The sequence below is a fragment of the Pseudomonadota bacterium genome, from assembly GCA_039028155.1.
Taxonomy (GTDB): Bacteria; Pseudomonadota; Alphaproteobacteria; order SP197; family SP197; genus JANQGO01.
In genome coordinates this window covers 19,976-38,638 of record JBCCIS010000009.1, presented here as the reverse complement: position 1 = coordinate 38,638, position 18,663 = coordinate 19,976, and the positions used below count along the sequence as shown (strand labels likewise).

Sequence of the window (18,663 nt, the reverse complement as noted above, 5' to 3'; positions counted from 1 at the left end):
ACGTCACGTCAGCCGGATGCGCGGATCAAGCGCCGCGTTGACGAGGTCGGCGGCCAGTGTGAGCAGGACATAGAACGCGGCGATGACCAGCGTGATCGCTTGCAACACTGGCAGATCCGAACGCACGGTCGCGTCGTAGCCCAGCCAGCCGATGCCTTGCAGCGCAAAGATCTGCTCGACCACGATCGAGCCCGCCAGCATGGTGCCGAGTTGCACGGCTGAGACCGAGACGATCGGGATCATCACGTTGCGCAAGGCGTGTTTGAAGAGGACGGTGAAGGGCCTGAGGCCCTTGGCCCACGCCGTGCGGATGTAGTCGGAGTCCAGCGCATCGATCATGCCTGCGCGGGTCAGGCGCATAATGGCCGGCGTCGCGAAGTAGCCGAGCGCGATGGTCGGCATGACGAAGTTCTGCCAGCTGCTGTTGCCGGATACCGGCAGCCATTGGAGAGTCAGGGAAAACAGCACAATCATCAACAAGGCCAGCCAAAACGTCGGCATGGCCTGGCCGACAACCGCCAGAAACAGGCACAACCTGTCGACCAAAGAGCCGCGGCGGATGGCCGCGATGACGCCCAGAGGCAGCGATAGCACGAGAGCGAAGACAAGCGATGCGACGCCCAGCCACAGCGTAATGGGAAGGCGCGTCGCCAGCATGGCCGAGACCGGCTGCTGGTAGTGATAGGACATGCCGAAATCGCCCACGACCGCCTTGGCGCACCACGCGAAGTACTGCTCGATCACGGGACGGTCGAAACCATAATAGGTGCGGATACGGGCGATGTCCTCGGCCGAGGCCTCCTTGCCCGCCACCGCAACCGCGGGATCGCCGGCAAGGTGGGCAAGGGAGAAGGTGAGGGCCGAGACGAAGAGGAGAGTCAGAAAGGCACTGGCCAGGCGCTTGGCAACATAGAGTGGCATGCCCGGTGCCGGTCGGTCAGCGCCAGACTTGACGCGCGACCCGCAGGAAATTCTCGCCCAGAATGCCGCGCACGTCGCTCTCGGTGTAGCCGCGTGCGAGCAGTTGTTCGGTCAGTTCCGGCAGTTGCTCCGGCTGGAAGAAGGCGGTCATCTGTTCGTAGTTGCCGCGGGCCGGGGATTTCACGTTCGCCATGTAGCGTTGCATCTCCTCGACATCATAGACAAAGTCGAGGCCCAGGGCGATGTGGCCGGTCCCGATCAGTTCGGCGTAGTAGTCGATCTGACGCACCACGACTGACGTCGCCGCGTCGTTGTCGCCCATGAAGATGCCGACGCCGACCACGCCGACAATGCCGCCGGTGGCGGCGCAGGCGAGCGCCAGGTCATCGGTGATGTTGCGGTCGTGATCCCATAGGGCGCGTGGGTTGGAGTGCGAGAAGATCACCGGCGCGTCTGACACGTCGATGGCATCCAGCGACGTCTGGTGGCCGGTATGGCTGCAATCGACGATCATGCCGACGCGGTTCATCTCTTGCACCAATTCGCGGCCGAAGACGCTCAAGCCGCAGTTGCCGGGCTCGTGGCAGCCGTCACCCACGCGGTTGCGCTGGTTATAGGCGAGCAGCATGTGACGTACACCCAACTCGTAGAAGATCTCGACCATGTTGAGGTCGCCCTCTAGCGCATTGGTGCCTTGAAGGTTGAACGAGATGGCGAGCCGCTTGTCTCCCTTTGCCGCCACTATGTCGTCAGCGCCGTCGACGATGACGTAGCGGTCGGGTTGGCGTGAGAAGTTTCGTCGTTCGCGGGCGAGGCTCTGGATTACCTCGATCATGGATTCAGCGTCGGACCCGAGCGTGAGCGATATGAAGTCAACGCCGTTATCGGCCATGCGCGGGAGCGTCTGCGCGCGAAGGTCCGAGCGTCCGTATTGTGTCCACGGCAAGGTCGTGTCGCACACCAGGGCGTCGCGGTGCAGCGCACCGGGACTGAGCGGGCTGTCAGATGTCATGAAGGAACTCCTGGAAGCGGCGGACCAGAACCGGCCCGCCGCCTCGCTGTTACTGCGCTACTTCCAGCCGTACTCGTAGAAGCGTGGGATCTCGTCCGCATAAGGCGTGAAGTCGAGATTGCTGTCCCAGCCGTAGCTGCGGATGCCGCTGAACGTCGGCAGGATATAGGCCTGCTCGGTGATGCGGGCGATTGCCTTGCCGTAGAGGTCCTTGCGTTCGTCGGGATCGGTGCTGGTGTCGGCCGACTTAAGCCATTCGATGACATCGGCATCCTGGGCAAAATCGTCCTCGCCACCGTTAAAGAAGATGCTGACGCTGGCGGCGGAATCGGCAAGCGAATAAGACCCCCAGTTCGTCAGCCAGGCCGGTGCCTTGTTGGCCAGCTGGGCGTCGCGATAGGCCTCCCAGGGCAGCCGGTGCAGGTTGCTCTCGATGCCAACCGCTGCCAGATCGCCCATGATCGCCTCGGCTTCGTGCGCCGGTGCCTCGGCATAGAGGTCGATGGTGAAGCCGTCGGCATAACCGGCTTCGGCGAGCAGGGCTTTGGCCTTTTCTGGATCGTAGTCGTAGACCGTGGCGACGGTTTCATCGCAACCGAACTGAAGTGGGTGGCACGGTGTGTTGATGATGCGCGGCGCGCCGCCCATCAGGTTGTCGACGATGGCCTGCCGGTTGATGGCGTGGCTGATTGCTTGGCGCACCTTCGGGTCCTTGACCGGGTCGGTTTCCGTACGCCCCGATGCATCCATGCCGAGATAGAAGATACGCAGGGTCTCGGCCATCTCCGCGGTGACACCGGGTGTACCCTGGAGATTGGCGACGAGGTCGGGCGTCAGATCGGCGGTGACATCGATGCCGCCGGAGATCAGTTCCGCGACCTGGGTCTGAACGTCGGGAATCTCGCGAATGACGACGTTGGTGATCTGCGCCGTGCCTTTCGGGCTGCCCCAGGTGTAGTCGTCGTTGCGAACCAGCGTGTACTCCTCGCCGGGCTTCATGCCGACGACACGGTAGGGCCCTGTACCAACCGGTTCGTTGGACATGCCTTCCGGGCCGACCTCGGCATAGTACTCGTTGGGGTAAACCGGCATCGGTCCGGACAGGAATTCAAGCGCCTGCGGGAACGGTCCGGTCGTGTGGATGCGTACTGTATAGGGATCGATCTTCTCCACGTTGTCGATCCAGCTCACGATACGCTGGAACTTCACGCCACTGTCCGGCGCCGAAACCGTGTTGAAGGTATAGACGACATCGTCGGCGTCGAACGGCTCGCCGTTGTGGAAGGTGACATCATCCCGCAGGGTCAGTTCCAGGGTTGTGTCGTCAATCCAGGTCCAGCCGGTGGCGAGGCTGGGCAGGTATGCGCCCGTACTGGGGTCACGATAGATCAGGGTGTCCCAGACCATGGCCGTGAACCAGATCCCGGAACGCGTCGCCCCATAGTAGTTGTCGGCATTGACCATGACGCCGTCGACGCCCCAGGCAATGCGCAGGGTGTCGTCATCCTTATCGGCTTGGGCGACATGCGTGCCGAGCGCGATGACAGCCGCCGCCAGAACCAGTCTTGTGGTCCACATCGATTTCTTGCTCCCCATTTCCAGACATTGTTGTTGTCACCGTTGAACGGCGATTAGGCCTGGCACGGTAGAGCCGGTAATGTGTACTCTCAAATATCAGTTTGGCATTAATTATTGCGATTAGAGCATCAATGCAGGTTGAACTACGCCATTTGAAAGCGTTTTGTGCGGTCGCCGAGGAATTGAGCTTCAGGCGTGCGTCCGAACGGCTCGGCGTTGCCCAACCTGCCTTAAGCCGCACGATCAAGAACCTGGAGGAGGAGATCGGCGTCACGCTGTTTGAGCGCACGACGCGCGTGACCCGGCTGACCGAGGCCGGCCGCGTCATGCTGACCCGTGCCCAAACGGTCTTGGAAGGCTTGGGTGATACCGTCGAGTTGGCGCAGCGTGTCCAGAGCGGCATCGCCGGTGAGGTCCGCGTCGGCTTTAACGACTTTGCCATCACCGGACTGTTGCCAGAGACGGTACGGCAATTCCGGTCGGCCTATCCCGAGGTGGAGGTAAAGCTCGTCGACTCACCGACACCAGAGATGCTGAACATGGTGTTGGATGGTGAGTTGGAAGTGGCGTTTCACACCGGGCCGCCCGACCACGCCGACCTCGAGAATATCGTAGTACGCAAGGAGAGGCTGGTTTGCGTCTTGCCGGCGTCGCATCGTCTGGCCGCGCAGTCTGCCGTGTCTGTCGCCGATCTTGCCGGCGAACCCTTCATCATGGGTCGATGGCGGACGTGGCGCATTTACCACCGGATCGTCAGGGATCTGTGCCGCGGGCATGGCTTCCAGCCGCGGATCATTCAGGAGGCCGAACATAGCGACGGCATCATGGGCCTGGTGGCGGCCGAAATGGGCGTCACACTCTATGTCGACAGCGAATGGATTCACTTCATGAAGGGCATCGCCGTCAAACCACTGCGCGAGGCGACGCCGCCGCCCATCGACAGCTTCGCAACGTGGCGCCGCGATCGTCGCGCAAGCGTCCCCGCCATCGACAACTTCCTTCGTGTTGCCGCCGACGTCGTTGACCGCAACGGCATCGAACTGGAGACGCCGGCTTCGGCCGGTGTGATGGATTCCCGCTAGGGCGAGATCAGGTCAATCCGAACCGAGGACCTCGGCGGTGAGCTGGTCCAGCTCGTCCTGACTGAAATCCAAATCCGTGAAGTCGCCGGGCGTGTAGACGCGCCCTGCCGCGTTCGCGCAGTGCTCGGCAAGGAGCGCGATCTCGCTGGCGATGTCATCGAGCAGCGCGGTCACGGTGGCCGTCGTGTGTTTGCCGGCGTGCTGACAGCGCAGACAGATCGCACCGTTGTCGAGCCAGGCCGTAAAGACGAGGTCATGGGGGCGTTCCGCTTGGGAATCGCGTTCGTGACCGGCGCCCAGACGGACCAGGCCGAGTTCGCCGCCATAGCGGCTGATCTCGCCGACGAAGTTGTAGGATACCGTGGGCCGGCACGTCAGATCAGCGCCATCGAGATAACGCAGCAGGCCGTAACCCATGCCGCGCTGCGGCAGCCCGCGTAGCGCCTCCTTGACCGCCACCAGCCATTGGCGCGGGTCACTCGCCTGATCGTGGGGCAGGGCAAGCGGGTAGCGGGTTGTGAACCAGCCGACGGTGCGCGATAGATCGATCGTGGCATCAAGCGGTTCGCGCCCATGACCTTCCAGTTCGACTATGGTCGGTGCGCTGGACCAGCGAACGAAGACACGCCCCAGCGCAGCCAGAACGACCTCATGGGCCTGCATGGCATAGGTCTCGGCCGCGGATGTCAGCAGAGCCCGGCTGACGGCGCCATCGATGGGCCGTTCGACCTCCTGGGCATCGCCCTCGGTGTTGGCGCCGTCAGGCTGATCAATGGGAATCGCTGTCGATCCGGTCGCTTCCACCGATTGCCAATAGTCTAGTTGTGGGCGCGCCGCTTCGGCGTAGGCCGCCAGCTCACCGCACCACCAGGTCCACGGCGTCGGCACCGGCGCGACCGCTTCGGTTCCTTCCGTGAGGGCGGCACCGATATCTTCGGCAACGATGCCCCACGACACCATGTCGAAGGCGAAGTGATGGGCCGCAACGACGAGACGCCTTCCGGCGCCGTCCGGCGATGTGAGCAGACCGCCAGCGATCACGCGGCCGCGCCCGAGGTCCAGGCAGGCGATCAACTGATCAGCCAGGTCGTCTTCGGCCGTGTGCAGTGCCACATCATCGTCGCCTGGCATCTCGTGGACAATCACGACGGGATCGGCCGGTTCGTCCACAAGCTCTTGTACGTCGCTGCCGCCTGTATGCCGTAACGCCGTCCTCAGGGCATCGTGGCGCTTGATCAGAACCGATAGTATCTCGTCGATCTGGGCCGGCGTCGTTTCGGATGCGACATTGAACACGGCCGTCAACGCCCACTGGTCCCGCTTCGCCATGTCGATTGCCATGAACCAGCGTTGGATCGGCGTCAGCGGCAGCGTACCGTCGATGGGTTCACGGTTGTCCGATGCCGCTTCATCGACCGCTTCGGCGGCCGCCGCCAGCGCGGTTGGCGTCGCGTGCTCGAAGATTTGCGATGGGCTGATGGTTAGACCGGCTGCCCGGGCTTTACCGGCGATGCGGATGGCGATGATTGAATCGCCGCCCAAGGCAAAGAAGTCGTCGTTCGGACCGACCTGATCGATCTCCAAGACCTCGCGCCAGATCTCGCACATGGTCAAGGTCCGGTCGTCGCTCTGCCCGCTGGTTACCGGCTGTTCCTGGGTCGGTTCGTCCATCATCGCCAACAGGCCGCTGCGGTCGATTTTGCCGTTGGCGTTCAAGGGGATGGCGTCGAGAGCGATCAGGCGCGACGGACACATGGCGGCCGGCACGCGCTCAGACAGCCAGGCCGTCACCGCCTCCGGCGTCTCGTCGGCAACAACGGCGCCAACCAAGCGCGGCGCGCGGTTCTCCTGCCGGTCGACCAGCACGGCGGCGTCGCGGACCTGTGGATGCGTCCGCAGCAGGGTGGTGATGCCTGCGGGGTCGACCTGGTGGCCGCGGATCTTGACGACGTCGTCCTTGCGCCCGGCAAACTCGATAATGCCGTCGTCGCGTCGGCGCCCGAGGTCACCGGTGGCGTAACGCGCGATTCCGTCCGCGCCGCGGTTGAAGCGGACGCGCTCCTCGCCGTGGGGCGTGACATAGCCCGCCGCCACCGCAGCGCCCGCGATGCGCAGTTCACCGGTGACGTTGTCAGCCACAAGGCCACCATTCTCATCGACAACCTCGATGGTGTAGCCGTCGAGCGGGCGGCCGATTGGGACCGCCGTATCGTCGGGACCGCGAAGGTCGTCGGTGACCTCGATCATGGTGGCGCCGATCGTCGTTTCGGTCGGGCCGTAGTGGTTGAAGATGCGGCAATCACCGCCCAGCGCCCGCACGCGGTCAACGAGATCATAGGTCAAGACGTCGCCGCCGAAGATGAGGGCGCTGCGCGGAACTAGCATGGCCGCGTCCGGCGCCGTCATGAGCGCTGCCATATGGGTCGGCACGATCTTCATCATATCGGCGGGGTGGTCCTGGAACCACGTGATCATCCGGTTGGGATCACGGGCGGTTTCCGCGTCGATGGCGTGCAACGTACCGCCGGAGCGCAAGGCGCCAAACACCGATGTGTAGCCGAGGTCGGCGGCGAACGATGTCACGATTGCAAACGAGGTCGGCGTGTTGACGCCGAGCCGCGCGAGTAGAGCCGCACTGTAGGTCTCGACCGCGCGCCACGGCACCATGACGCCCTTGGGTCTGCCGGTGGACCCGGAGGTGTAGAGGACATAGGCGAGATCCTCGGGCGCGACGCCGCACGGCCCCGGGATGTCGGACGATTTGCCGTGATCATCTCCGCGCCAGGCCAATACCGGCAGATCGGTCGCCCCGCCGTCGCCGGCTGTCTCGGCAATCAGCAACCGTGCGCCGCTGTCGCGCAGGATGTAGGCGTGGTGTTCATCCGGGTGGTCGGGATCGAGTGGCACAAAGGCGGCACCGATGCGCGCGGCGCCGAGCATCGCGACGACCGGTCCAAGACCTCTATCCAGTTTGAACGCGACCCGGTCGCCGCGGGCGATGCCCTCTGCCGTCAGCCGCCCGGCAAGGCTGGTCGCCAGGCGGTCCAGTGCCGCGTAGTCGGTTGCGCCGGCGTGATCGAGGACCGCGACGGCGTCCGGCGTTGCCGTCACCCACGCGGCGACGCGGTGGGCGAGGGTTTCGAAACTCGGTTCACCATCGCGGGATGCGGAAAGCGGCGCTTCGCCGGTCTCGTCGCAGAGCGCCTCCAGGATGTCGACATAACTGGCGACCCAACCTTCGACACGCTCCTGGTCGAACAGGCTGGTGTTGAAGTTGGCGTCGATCTGCAAGCCATCCGCGCTCGCCATCATGTTCCAGTTGAGATCCCAGCGCACGCTGCCATGGGCATTGGCATCCAGCGTCGTCTTGAGACCCTCAAAAACGGGTTCAGCGTCCAGCCGGTCGAGGTTGAAGGAAACGCCAGTCAGCGGCGGCCGCGACGGGTCGCGCTTCATGCCAAGCGCCTTGATCAGAGCCGGGAAGGGGTAAGCCGGATAGGCCAAAGCGTCGGCCATGGCCTGGTGGGTGCCGGCCACGAGGTCGCGGCTGGAGGGTGTCCCGGCGCCCTGGAGGCGGACCGGCAAGGTGGTGACGCAGTAGCCGGTCAACGCGCGTTCGCCGACGAGCGGCTGCCCCGCCGCGAAGATGGCTACGGCAAGGTCGTCTTGACCACTCAGCTGGCTGAGCAACCGTCCATAGCCCGCCAGGCACAAGGTAAAGAGCGAGCAACCGAGATCGCGTGCACGCCGCTCCAGCCGTTCGGAGAGCGTCGCGGCAATCTCGTGGCGCACACTGCCACCATCGAAGGTCTGGAGTTTCGGCCGTGGCCGGTCGGTGGGCAGATCCAGGGTCGGCGGGATGGTCCTGTAGAGACCGAGCCAATGCGCGGCGGCCTCTGGTGCGTCGGCCATGGCGCACGCGTGCTGTGCGTAGACGCCGTAAGCCGGCGCCGGTTGCAGCGCGGGTTCGCGCCCTGCTTGATAGGACGAATAGAGTTCACCCAGCTCAACAGCCAGCACCTGCATCGACCAGCCATCGGTCACGATGTGGGGCTGGATCAGAACCAGCCTGTGGCGATCGGACGACAGCCGCAGCAGAGCGGCGCGCAGCAGCGGCGCCGCTTCCAGATCGAACGTTTCCGCCGCCGCAGTCTTGATCCAGGCATCGCCGGTTGTGTCGCCGGCGTCCGCAAGATCGACCCATTCCACGTCGATCGTCTCGGCGTCGTGGACCGTCAGGAAGGCGCCGTCGTCGGAGAAGCTGGAGCGCAGGGAATCGTGACGTTCGTAGAGGGTCTGAAGCGCGCGCGTCAGCGCCGCTTCGTCGACATCGCCGTCCAGGTCTATCACCAGCGACTGGTTATAGGCAGACGACGTTTCCGGGCTGAACGCTGCCAATACCCACAGCGCCTGTTGGCCGGGCGTTGTCGGAACCGACCGGGTTTCTTCGGACGGCGCCCGTGTCGCCATCAGTCCGGCGGGCAGCATGGCGCGGACGCTTTTGCGCACGGCGTCCTCGACGCGTTCCAGGTCCGCATCCGTATGCGCGGTCGATAGGAAACATGTCCGACCCTCCCAGACGTAGACGCCGTTGGCGATCAGATGATTGAAGAAGAGATCGTTCGCGCCGTTGAAGCGGAAGACAGAGGCGAACTGGTCGACGCGCACGTTCGTCTGCTCCTCGGCGAACACAGTATTCAGCCGTTCACAGAAGGCTGCCGTGCGCGCGTTCAGATTTTCCTGAAGCTCAGGCCCGGACTCTTCGAGATGCGTGAGCACGGCATTGGAGGCCGCCATGGTCATAGGGTTCTTGTTGAACGTGCCGGCAAAGAAAGTGCGGGAGTCCTTGGGATTGTCGTCGCCGTCGAAGGACCAGGTGCCGCCGTCGATCGCGTCCAGGAACGTGTGGCGGCCGGCGACGATGCCGATAGGCAGGCCACCGCCAACAATTTTGCCGTAGGTGACGAGGTCGGCGCGCACATCGGCCCAAGCCTGTGAGCCACCTTGCGCGACGCGGAACCCCAGCAGAACGTCGTCGAACACCAAGGCGGTGCCTGCATCGTCGGTGAAGGCGCGAAGCCGCTGCAAGAAATGACGCGGCTGCAGGCTTGGCCGGCGGCTCTGGACCGGCTCGACGATCACAGCCGCCAGATTGCCGGCGACCTGCTTCAGCGCCTGGAGGGAACCCTCGGGATCGGCGTAGTCCAGGACCAGCATATCTTCGACCATGCCGGCAGGCGTGCCGCCGGCGAGTGCTGCGCCACGCCCATCGGGTCCGGAGCGGGCGAGCGTGCCGTCGAAGTGGCCGTGATAGGAACCGGCGAACATGGCCACCAGTGACCGTCCGGTCGTGTGCCGCGCAATTCTGAGCGCGGTCATCACGGCCTCGGTGCCGGTGTTGCAGAAGAGGACCCGTTCGTTGCCGGTCAGCCGCGCTATCCGTTCGGCGACCTCGCCGGCGAGCGATGCCTGCGGGCCCATGAACAGACCTTGTTCCGCGAGGTGGTGTTGCATCGCCTCGACAACAAAGGCCGGGTTATGGCCGAAGAGCTGGACGCCGAAGCCCATGGTCAAGGAGACGTAGTCGTTGCCGTCGACGTCGACGATGTGGCTGCCGGAACCCTTGGCGCCGACAATCGGGTAGAGCATCGCCTTCGTTTCGGAGCGGAAGCCGGCTACGGCGCGGCTGTCGGCCAGAACGTCTTCATAGGCCTGGCGTTGGCGGCGTGATTCGGCGCTTCGCTCGACATAGTCGCGCGCAAAACCGTCCAGGTAAGTTCGTGCGGTCTCGCTCAGACTTGGCTGCTGCACGGCCGCCGGCGAAGGCAGCACCGGTGTTGCGGTACGTCGGTCGGCAATGGGCTGAGACGTGACATCGCCTGCTGCGGCATCGGCTCGATTCGCGATGGCGTCGACCACGTGGGCGACCAGCCGGCGCGCGTTGTTGTACTCCGCGAACACCGCCTGCCGCGCGAGCGTGATACGCCAACGCCGTTCGACCGCCGCGATGGCCTCGGTCAGCGCAAGGGAATCGACGCCGAGCTCAAACAGCCCGATATCGGCGTCAAGCGCTGCTGGCTCGAGCTGCATTGAGCGCGCAAGAAGCACGCGTACGTCTTCCTGAAGCTCTTCAGGAGACGCAGGTAGGCTGACGGCCGAAGGTGCTTCTGACGCCCGTCCGGATGACGCGGCTGCGGCCGGTTGTTCCGTTGCGACAGCATGGCGGACCGGGCGCGGCGTCCAGTGCCGCTCGTCCGCGAACGGATAACCCGGCAAGGTCGCGCGCCGTGCTTCACCGATAAGCGCCGGCCAGTCGACCGGCGCGCCGGCGACGAAGAGGCGGGCGAGTGCCCCACCAAGTCCTTGGGATGCAGGCTTGTTGCGGCGAAGGGTTGGGACGAACGAAATCGCGGTGTCGCTGTCGGCCAGCGAACGCTGGGCCATGCCAATCAGCGCGCTTGTCGCACCGATTTCGACCAAGACCGTCGCGCCATGATCGACCATCGCAGTCACGCCATCGGCGAACCGGACGGGCTCGCGGATGTGCCGCGCCCAATAGGCGGGGTCCGTGAAGGGTGCATCCGTCGTCGCGGTAACGTTCGACACCACGGGCAGGCGTGGCTTTGACAACGACACGCCGGCGACGGTCTCCCGGAACGAGTCGAGCACCGGCTCCATCAGGGCCGAGTGGAAAGCGTGGCTGACACGCAGCCGCTGAGAGCCGACATCCCGGGCCTCGAGCGCATTACAAATCGCGTCGACCGCGTCGGCATCGCCCGAAATCACGATGTCTTCCGGTCCGTTGATGGCCGCGATATCGACCTGTCCTTGGTGCTCGGCCAGTAACGGTTCGACGATTGCTACCGGGGCGAACACGGCGGCCATGGCGCCGCTGGCGGGCAGCGAGCCCATCAGACGGCCGCGCTCCGCGGTCAACCTTAGCGCATCGTCGCGTTCGATAACGCCGGCCAGGCACGCGGCAACCAGTTCGCCCAGACTGTGACCGATCATGATGTCGGGGGTGATGCCCCAGGCTTCTAGCCGCTTGGCGAGCCCATACTCCAGCACAAACAATGTCGGCTGGGCGATAGCGGTATCGAGCAGAAGGTCTTCGTGCGTCTCGTCGAACATCAGCTCGACGAGGGGGTGGGGCAGGTGCGGTTCAAGCACACCAGCGCACTCATCGACGATGGCTTTGAACTCGGCGTCGTTGTCGTAGAGATCGCGACCCATGCCCGACCATTGACTGCCCTGGCCGGTGAACAGAAAGGCTATCGTTGGCGACCCTGTTCCGGCGGTGCCCCTCGCGCCGGCGACCGATCCGCCACCGTCGGCGATCTCCCTCAGGCCGCCGATCAGTGCATCGCGATCGGCGCCGCCCACGCCTGCACGCTCGGCGAACATCTCTTGCCCGGTCGCCAGGTAAGCCGCGATCTCGCCCGGACGCACGTCCGGGTTTGCTTCCATCGTGTTCGCCAGGCTGGCGGCAAGGCGCGAAATGCCGCCTTGATCGGGGGCGCTCAACGGCAACAGCGTCAGAGGCTGGCCGGCAAGCGGCGGCGTTTCAACGTCGGGTGCCGCCTCCAGAACGATGTGCGCGTTGGTGCCGCTGAACCCGAAACTGCTGACGCCGGCCCGTCGCACGTCGCAAGTCGGCCAGTCCATGGGCTCGTCGACGACACGAACGGGAAGGGCATCCCAGTCGATACGCGGGTTGGGGCTGGTCTGATGGATCGTCGCCGGCAGGTGCCCGGCCTCCAGCGCGATCGCCAACTTGATCAGACCGGCGATTCCCGCCGCGGCTTCAAGGTGCCCAATGTTCGTCTTCACCGCGCCGATCAGCAGATCGTTCTCCCTGGTCGGGCCATAGGCCTCGCCCAGGGCCTGGACCTCGATCGGGTCGCCCAGCGCGGTGGCGGTGCCGTGGCATTCCACGACCTGCACGTCGGCCGGCGCCAGACCGGCGTTCTCAAGGGCCGCGCGCACGACCGCGACCTGGGCCGAGCCGTTGGGCGCGGTCAACGCGCTGGCGCGCCCGTCGTGGTTGATCGCGCCGCCCCGAATGACCGCCCGGATTTGGTCGCCGTCGCGTACGGCATCGGACAGGCGTTTCAGAACGACAACACCGCCGCCCTCGCCGCGGACATAACCGTTGGCGCCGGCATCGAAGGTCTTGCAGGCGTGATCGACGCTCAGCATGCCGGCGGCCTCGAACCCGTCGCTAAGGTCGCCCTCGAGCAAGGCGTTGACGCCGGCCGCGATGGCCATGTCGCAGGCGCCCGTACGTAGTGACAGGCAGGCGATGTGCACCGCGACCAAGGAAGACGAACAGGCGGTGTCCAGAGCCACGGCCGGGCCTGTCGTGTTCAGCCAATGGGCGAGACGTCCCGCGGCGATGCTGCGCGCGTTGCCGGTAATGGCCGCCGGTGTGAACCCCCGGTGGTCGTCCCCGCGAAAGCGCTCTTCGTAGTCGCTGGTGCTGATGCCGATGAAGATACCGGTATTGGCCGGCCGTCGGTTGCGGTCGGCATAACCGGCGTCCTCCAAACCATGCCAGGTCAGCTCCATCAGCATACGCTGCTGCGGATCCATGGCGGCGGCTTCGTTGGCGCGGAAGCCGAAGAAGCCGGCATCGAAGCGGTCGATGTCGGCGATGTAACCCGCCGGCGCCAGGCTGTCGGACTCCGGACGTTCGCTGGGCGGCTGCCCCACGGCATTTTCGCCTGCGAACAGCAGCCGTCTGAAATCGTCGATACCGTCCGCATGGGGCAGGCGGCAAGCCTGACCGACGATCGCGATCGGTTCGTGGCCGGCTGACAGCTCGGCCCGCAACCCGTCGATGCGCGACTGCAAATCGAGGACGAGGTCGGCGATCTGGTCGGCCTCGAGCCGCGCGAGGCGTTCGCGCAGTATGTCCTTGGCTGCCGGTTTGCTGGTCACGGGCTCTTCTGTTCGATCGCGGACAGCAGTTCCTCCAAATCCGAGCCCTGTTGGCTTGGCGGTTGTCGCGACGGTGTGGTGTCTTTCGCGTCCGACTGAGCGCCGGTCAAGTGGTCGACGACACGGGCGATGGTCGGGTGGTCAAAAGCGAGCGTCTCGGGCAAGTCCTGTCCGGCATGATCGCTAAGCGCAAACGCGAACTCCGTCGCGTCGATGGAAGCCAGGCCCAATTCGGCAAAGCCACGGTCGGTGGGGATCTGATCGACCGGCACATCAAGGCGTTCGGCGAGCCAGGTGACGATCCATGACGTCAGAGCGGCATGATCACCGGATTGCGCGGCGGTATCTTTGGCGCGCGCCGATCCGCCATCGGTCGCTTCGGACGTAGCGCGCCACTCCGCGATGACGGGCAGCTTGCCATCCAGGTAAGCCTGTTTGTTGGCGAGCCGCTGGATCTTGCCGCTGGAGGTGCGCAGGACGGCGCCAGGGTCGACAAGGACAATGCGCGCGACGGGAAGCTCGAGCTCGCGCCACACCGCCTCGGCGACCGCTTCGAAGACCGGCGCGGGATCGGCTTTGCGCTGCGTGCGCTCGACCTCCTGCACCAAGACGACGTGTTCGGCGCCGTTATCGTCCTCGAGAGAAAACGCTGCGCCGTTGTCGATGCGAAGCGCGGCGTGAGATGACTGCGCCGTGCGCTCGATGTCCTGGGGATAGTGGTTCGTGCCGTTGATGATGATCAGGTCCTTGATCCGCCCGGTGACGACGAGTTCGCCGTCGATCATGGCGCCCAAGTCGCCGGTGCGCAGGTATCCGGTCGCGTCGGTTTCGTCGTCGATCGTCACGCCGAATGTCGCGGCGGTCTCTTCGTCGCGCTGCCAGTAGCCCTGTGCGATCGTCGGTCCGCCGACCCAGATCTCGCCGACCTCGTCCAGCGACAGACGGCGTTTCGTGTCGGGGTCGACGATGGCGATGGGCACGTCCGGAAGCGGCGCGCCGCAGCCGGCCAGCACCCGGCCTGAGGGATCATCGTCAGAGGCCACCTTGATCGTGTGGTTCTCGAGCGCGGCGGTATCGAGGCGAACCATGATCGGAGGCTCGCCAGTCGGGTTGGCGGTGACGGCCAACGTCGACTCGGCCAAGCCGTAAGCCGGGGCGAACGCATCGCGCTGGAAGCCGACGGGCGCGAAGGTCTCGGCGAAACGTTCGAACACCTCGGGGTTGATGGGCTCCGCCGCGTTCATGGTCATGACAAGGCTTGAGAGATCCAGTTCGGCCTTTTGATCGTCGGGTATGCGGCGGCAGCAGAGATCATAGGCGAAGCTTGGCGCCGCGGAATGGGTGCCGCGGTAGCGGGTGATCGCCTCGAGCCACAGGCCAGGGCGCTGCAGGAACGAGTTGGGGGCGAGCTGCACCACTGGGCAACCGGAATAGAGCGGCTGCAGCAGCCCGAAAATCAGGCCGAGATCATGGAACGCCGGCAGCCAGGTCACCATGACACTGTCGTGCGTGATCGACCAGACGTCGGCCATGCGGGCCATGTCGTCCATCAGATTGCGGTTGGAGACCTTGACGCCCTTGGGTTGCGACGTTGAACCGGAGGTGTATTGGATAAACGCGATGTCGTCCGGTGCGGCATCGTGGGGCGCGCCGGCAAGCGTCCCGTCCATGTGGTCAACGTCATGCCAGTCGATGTCGGCGAGGACGGGACTGGTCGACTGCCACTGGCTGACCGAGTCGATCAGACCGGGGCCGTTCAGTCCGACCTTCGCACCACAGTCGCGCACCACGGACTCCAGCCGCCCGAGCAGCCGGTTGCGCCGAGGCGGGTTGATCGGCACCGCAAGCCTGCCAGACCATTGGCATGCTAGGAAGGCGGCGAAGAACTCCAGTCCCGGTTGAAACACCAGAAGGACGGCGTCACCGGGTGCGGAGACTGTCTCGAGACGAGCGGCGATGGTGCGGGTCCGTGTCTCCAGTTCACCCACGCCCCAACGAGCAGCCTCGTTCCCGGTGCTGTCGAGAAACGTGATCGACCAAGTTGAATCGGATCCTGACGCGCGTCGCGCAAGGACCTCGGCCAGCGTTGTCGCACCGGCGATGTCTGGCCGCTCGGCGGCTAGGCCCCGGGAACTGCCAGCTCGAACAGTTTCCGCCACGTGATGTGCTCCCTGATTTCGTCTTCGCGCGCCCTCAGCATCGTCTTGACATGTGTCAGCATTCTCTGATCGTCGCCCAACAACTCCAGAAGCTCCGACTTGTTGATGGAGAGCAACGTGCAGTCGGTCTTTGTCGTCGCCGTGGCCGGGTTTCGCGCATCATCGAGGATCGTGTACTCGCCGAGAGCATCGCCGGCGTCGAGCAGTTCCAGCTCGTGTATCTCACCGCTTGGCAAACGCACGGTTCTCTCGACCGTGCCTTTGACGATCAGAACAAAACGCTCGGCGGATTGACCCTCCTCCAGCAGACGGGTGCCGGTCTGAACCGTCTGAAGCCGCATGGTCTTAAACACAGTCTCCATCGTTTCGGCGGGAACATCTTCAAACAACGTGAACCGGCCGAGCATTCTGATGATGTCATCGGGTGACAGGTCGTCGGTCGCGTTGGCGATGGTGTGTGCGCTCCACAAGTCAGCATAGGCGCCTTCGCGCGCCACCAGTTCTTTGTGGGTCCCGCTTTCGACAATTTTGCCGTCTTTCAGCACGAGAACCTGATCCATCGCCTCGCAATCATTCAGATGATGGGTGACCGCAAACACCGTGCGCCCTCGGGTCACCCGCTCCAACGTCTCGTTGATCGCGGCAGCGCTGGCTTCGTCCAGGGCCGACGTTGCTTCATCAAGCAACAGTATCTCAGGGTTGTTAATAATGGCGCGAGCGATGGCGATACGCTGACGCTGACCGCCAGAGAACTTGCGCCCGGCTTCGCCCGAGTCCGTGTCGTAGCCATCGGGAAGGCTGGCTATGAAGTCGTGGATTTCCGCCTTCTTGGCCGCCTCCTCGATTTCCTCGTCGGTGGCGTCGAGCTTGCCCATGCGGATGTTTTCGCGCACGGAGGCCTGGAAAAGCAGTGGTTCCTGCGGCACGACATTGACCAGCGCGTTGCGCTGCTCGTCGCCAATCATGCTCAGATCGATACCGTTGAAAAAGATACGCCCTTCGGTCGGGTCGAACTGATGTTCGATCAGGCTAAGCAAGGTGCTCTTGCCCGAGCCTGAGGGGCCGACGATCGCGACGCGCTGTGGCGTATCGATCTGCATCGAGATCTCGTCCAGGTTGACCTTGTCGCCTTGATAGCTGAACGAGACGTTATCGAAGGTCACGGCCTTCAAGGGCAGCGTCATCGACTCGACGGTTTCTGGCGTCTTGATCTCGTCGGGTTGGGCCAGGAAGACTTCGATGCGTTGCAGGCTGCCGACGGCTTGGATCAGGACCGGCAACTGGGATCCTAAGAAGCCGGCCGCCCCACCAATGCTGAGCAGCAGTGTGATGAACGCGACGATCGTGCCGGCTGAAACTTCGCCTTCGACCGAGAGGACGGCCCCCAACCCGATGACGATCAGTTGACTGCTGCTAATGCCGAAGTTGGTGGCCCTGCCGACCAGGCCGGAAGAGAAGTATTGGCCCAGGCTCGAGCGGTAGAGACCGTCAAGCTGAACCCTGAATCGATCGACGAGGGTCGATGTCAGTCCAAAGGCATGAATGACCCGTTGCAACAGGGCATTCTCCTTGACCACGCGGATAAGTTTCGTGTCCTCGATTCCGCGCTCGTGGGTTTTCCTCAGCGCCCACTTGCCAATCAAGCGGGGCAGCCAGAACGCCAATCCCATGGCAACCAACATCGGCACGGCCAACTGCCAGTCCAGGTGAAACGCGACGCCCACCGAGCCAACCAGTATCAGGCTCTTGGCAAACAGTCCGGGCACCGACCAGATAATCGCTTTCTCAAGCACTGTTAGATCGTTCGAGAAGTTGGCAACGACCTCGTCGCTGCCGTACCGCGACAGTGATCGCGCGGACATCCGCTGAAGTTTGTTAAACATGCGAAAACGCATACGCTCGAGCATCTTCGGACCCAGCGCAGCGACGCAGTAATCCAGAACAACGCCGGCCGCTGATGTCAGAAGAAATCCGACAACAAGAAATGTGAGCATAAGCTCGATAACGCCGATGTGGCTCTGCTGTATGCCGTCGTCAAACAAGCGCTGTATCCAGACGGGTACAACCACGGTGTAGGCGATCTGGATGGCATTCGCGACGAGGAAGAAGAACAGCAGTTTAGGGAAATGTCGCGCGGCCCTGGCGGTCCAGACCATAACATGCCAAGGCCCCATCTTGAGGTCCTGGTTGCTGGCCGTGCCTTTCCATTCGAGTTCAAGGACGGCGCTCGACTTGCCGGTCGCCGCTTCGCTTGCCTTATTGACCGAACCGTCGGGCCCCATGGCGCGACCGAATTCGACGAGCGCCTTGGGCCCATGTGTCGACAAAAGAAAGACGACAAACGCAGCGGCGCGTCGAACGTCGACCGGGTCGACGTCCGTCAGCAAGAGGCGTGATGCCAGTCCGTCGAGGTCCGATATCTCGTCGGCCGTCAGGTCTATCTTGGCGTACGTCTTGGCATCGCCTTCACCGGCCTGCTTATCGGGATCCACGATGGCGTGCAGCAGACCAATGCCGATCAGGCCACGGGCCGCCGGCGGCATCGAGAATTGTTCCGTCAGAAGCTTGGAAATGAGGGCGCTGCCGAGGTCGCCATCTGGACTGGTCAGTCCGTCATCCAGCACCGCGTCAACGAAACAATCATCGGGTGCAACGTCCAGCCAGCGACACGCTGTCGCGTAAATCTGCTCCAGCTTCTGTTTGGTGCGGCTTCTGGAATGACCTATTGCAAATCGGCTCAAATCACCACCGGTCTTCGTCTACAAGAGCTGCTTGAGGCCGTCGTTTGATCCGGTCTGCAAGCAACCGTGAAACCACCTTCAAGACACAGGTTGCCTAAGGGCTTTCACATCATTGCGCCGACCCAAGCAAGGCTATGGTTCATTGCCTATTTGTGCAACAGAAAAATGGGTCTTTTCACAGTGAAAATGAAGCAGAATCAAATAGATCTGACCATTTCCTCTTAAACTTG

Annotated in this window: 7 protein-coding genes; 1 reads left to right on the top strand and 6 read right to left on the bottom strand. The window is 63.8% G+C overall.

Features of this window, described 5'->3' with window-relative positions; translation table 11 throughout:
* Window positions 1-3 precede the first annotated feature (3 nt).
* From AAF563_06790 to AAF563_06780, 3 genes are read right to left on the bottom strand one after another with little or no spacing between them, the layout of a single operon-like run.
* Window positions 4-921, bottom strand: a complete 918-nt coding sequence (locus AAF563_06790; protein ID MEM7120963.1) for an ABC transporter permease — start codon at window positions 919-921, stop codon at window positions 4-6.
* A 16-nt stretch (window positions 922-937) separates the two neighbouring features.
* Window positions 938-1,933, bottom strand: a complete 996-nt coding sequence (locus tag AAF563_06785; protein ID MEM7120962.1) for a membrane dipeptidase — start codon at window positions 1,931-1,933, stop codon at window positions 938-940.
* A 57-nt stretch (window positions 1,934-1,990) separates the two neighbouring features.
* A complete protein-coding gene (locus AAF563_06780; GenBank protein MEM7120961.1) occupies window positions 1,991-3,511 on the bottom strand; it encodes an ABC transporter substrate-binding protein in 1,521 nt (506 codons plus the stop codon).
* A gap of 131 nt (window positions 3,512-3,642) precedes the next feature.
* Between AAF563_06780 and AAF563_06775 the strand changes: the two genes are divergently transcribed.
* Window positions 3,643-4,593, top strand: coding sequence for a LysR family transcriptional regulator (locus AAF563_06775; protein MEM7120960.1), 951 nt, complete (start codon window positions 3,643-3,645; stop codon window positions 4,591-4,593).
* A gap of 12 nt (window positions 4,594-4,605) precedes the next feature.
* Here the strand turns inward: AAF563_06775 and AAF563_06770 are convergent, their stop codons facing one another.
* The 3 genes from AAF563_06770 to AAF563_06760 are packed head-to-tail and all read right to left on the bottom strand — an operon-like array spanning window position 4,606 to window position 18,433.
* Window positions 4,606-13,533, bottom strand: coding sequence for an amino acid adenylation domain-containing protein (locus AAF563_06770; GenBank protein MEM7120959.1), 8,928 nt, complete (start codon window positions 13,531-13,533; stop codon window positions 4,606-4,608).
* Window positions 13,530-15,692, bottom strand: coding sequence for an AMP-binding protein (locus AAF563_06765; protein ID MEM7120958.1), 2,163 nt, complete (start codon window positions 15,690-15,692; stop codon window positions 13,530-13,532). Before AAF563_06765 ends, AAF563_06770 begins: the two co-directional genes overlap by 4 nt.
* Window positions 15,653-18,433 carry an ATP-binding cassette domain-containing protein gene (locus tag AAF563_06760; GenBank protein ID MEM7120957.1) on the bottom strand — a complete coding sequence of 927 codons (2,781 nt, stop codon included), beginning with the start codon at window positions 18,431-18,433 and terminating at the stop codon, window positions 15,653-15,655. The genes AAF563_06765 and AAF563_06760 overlap by 40 nt, the downstream gene beginning before the upstream one ends.
* Window positions 18,434-18,663 lie beyond the last annotated feature (230 nt).

Coding starts and splice junctions, on each gene's coding strand:
- AAF563_06790 (MEM7120963.1), bottom strand. CDS start 921: ATGCCACTCTATGTTGCCAAGCGCCTGGCCAGTGCCTTTCTGACTCTC.
- AAF563_06785 (MEM7120962.1), bottom strand. CDS start 1,933: ATGACATCTGACAGCCCGCTCAGTCCCGGTGCGCTGCACCGCGACGCC.
- AAF563_06780 (MEM7120961.1), bottom strand. CDS start 3,511: ATGTGGACCACAAGACTGGTTCTGGCGGCGGCTGTCATCGCGCTCGGC.
- AAF563_06775 (MEM7120960.1), top strand. CDS start 3,643: ATGCAGGTTGAACTACGCCATTTGAAAGCGTTTTGTGCGGTCGCCGAG.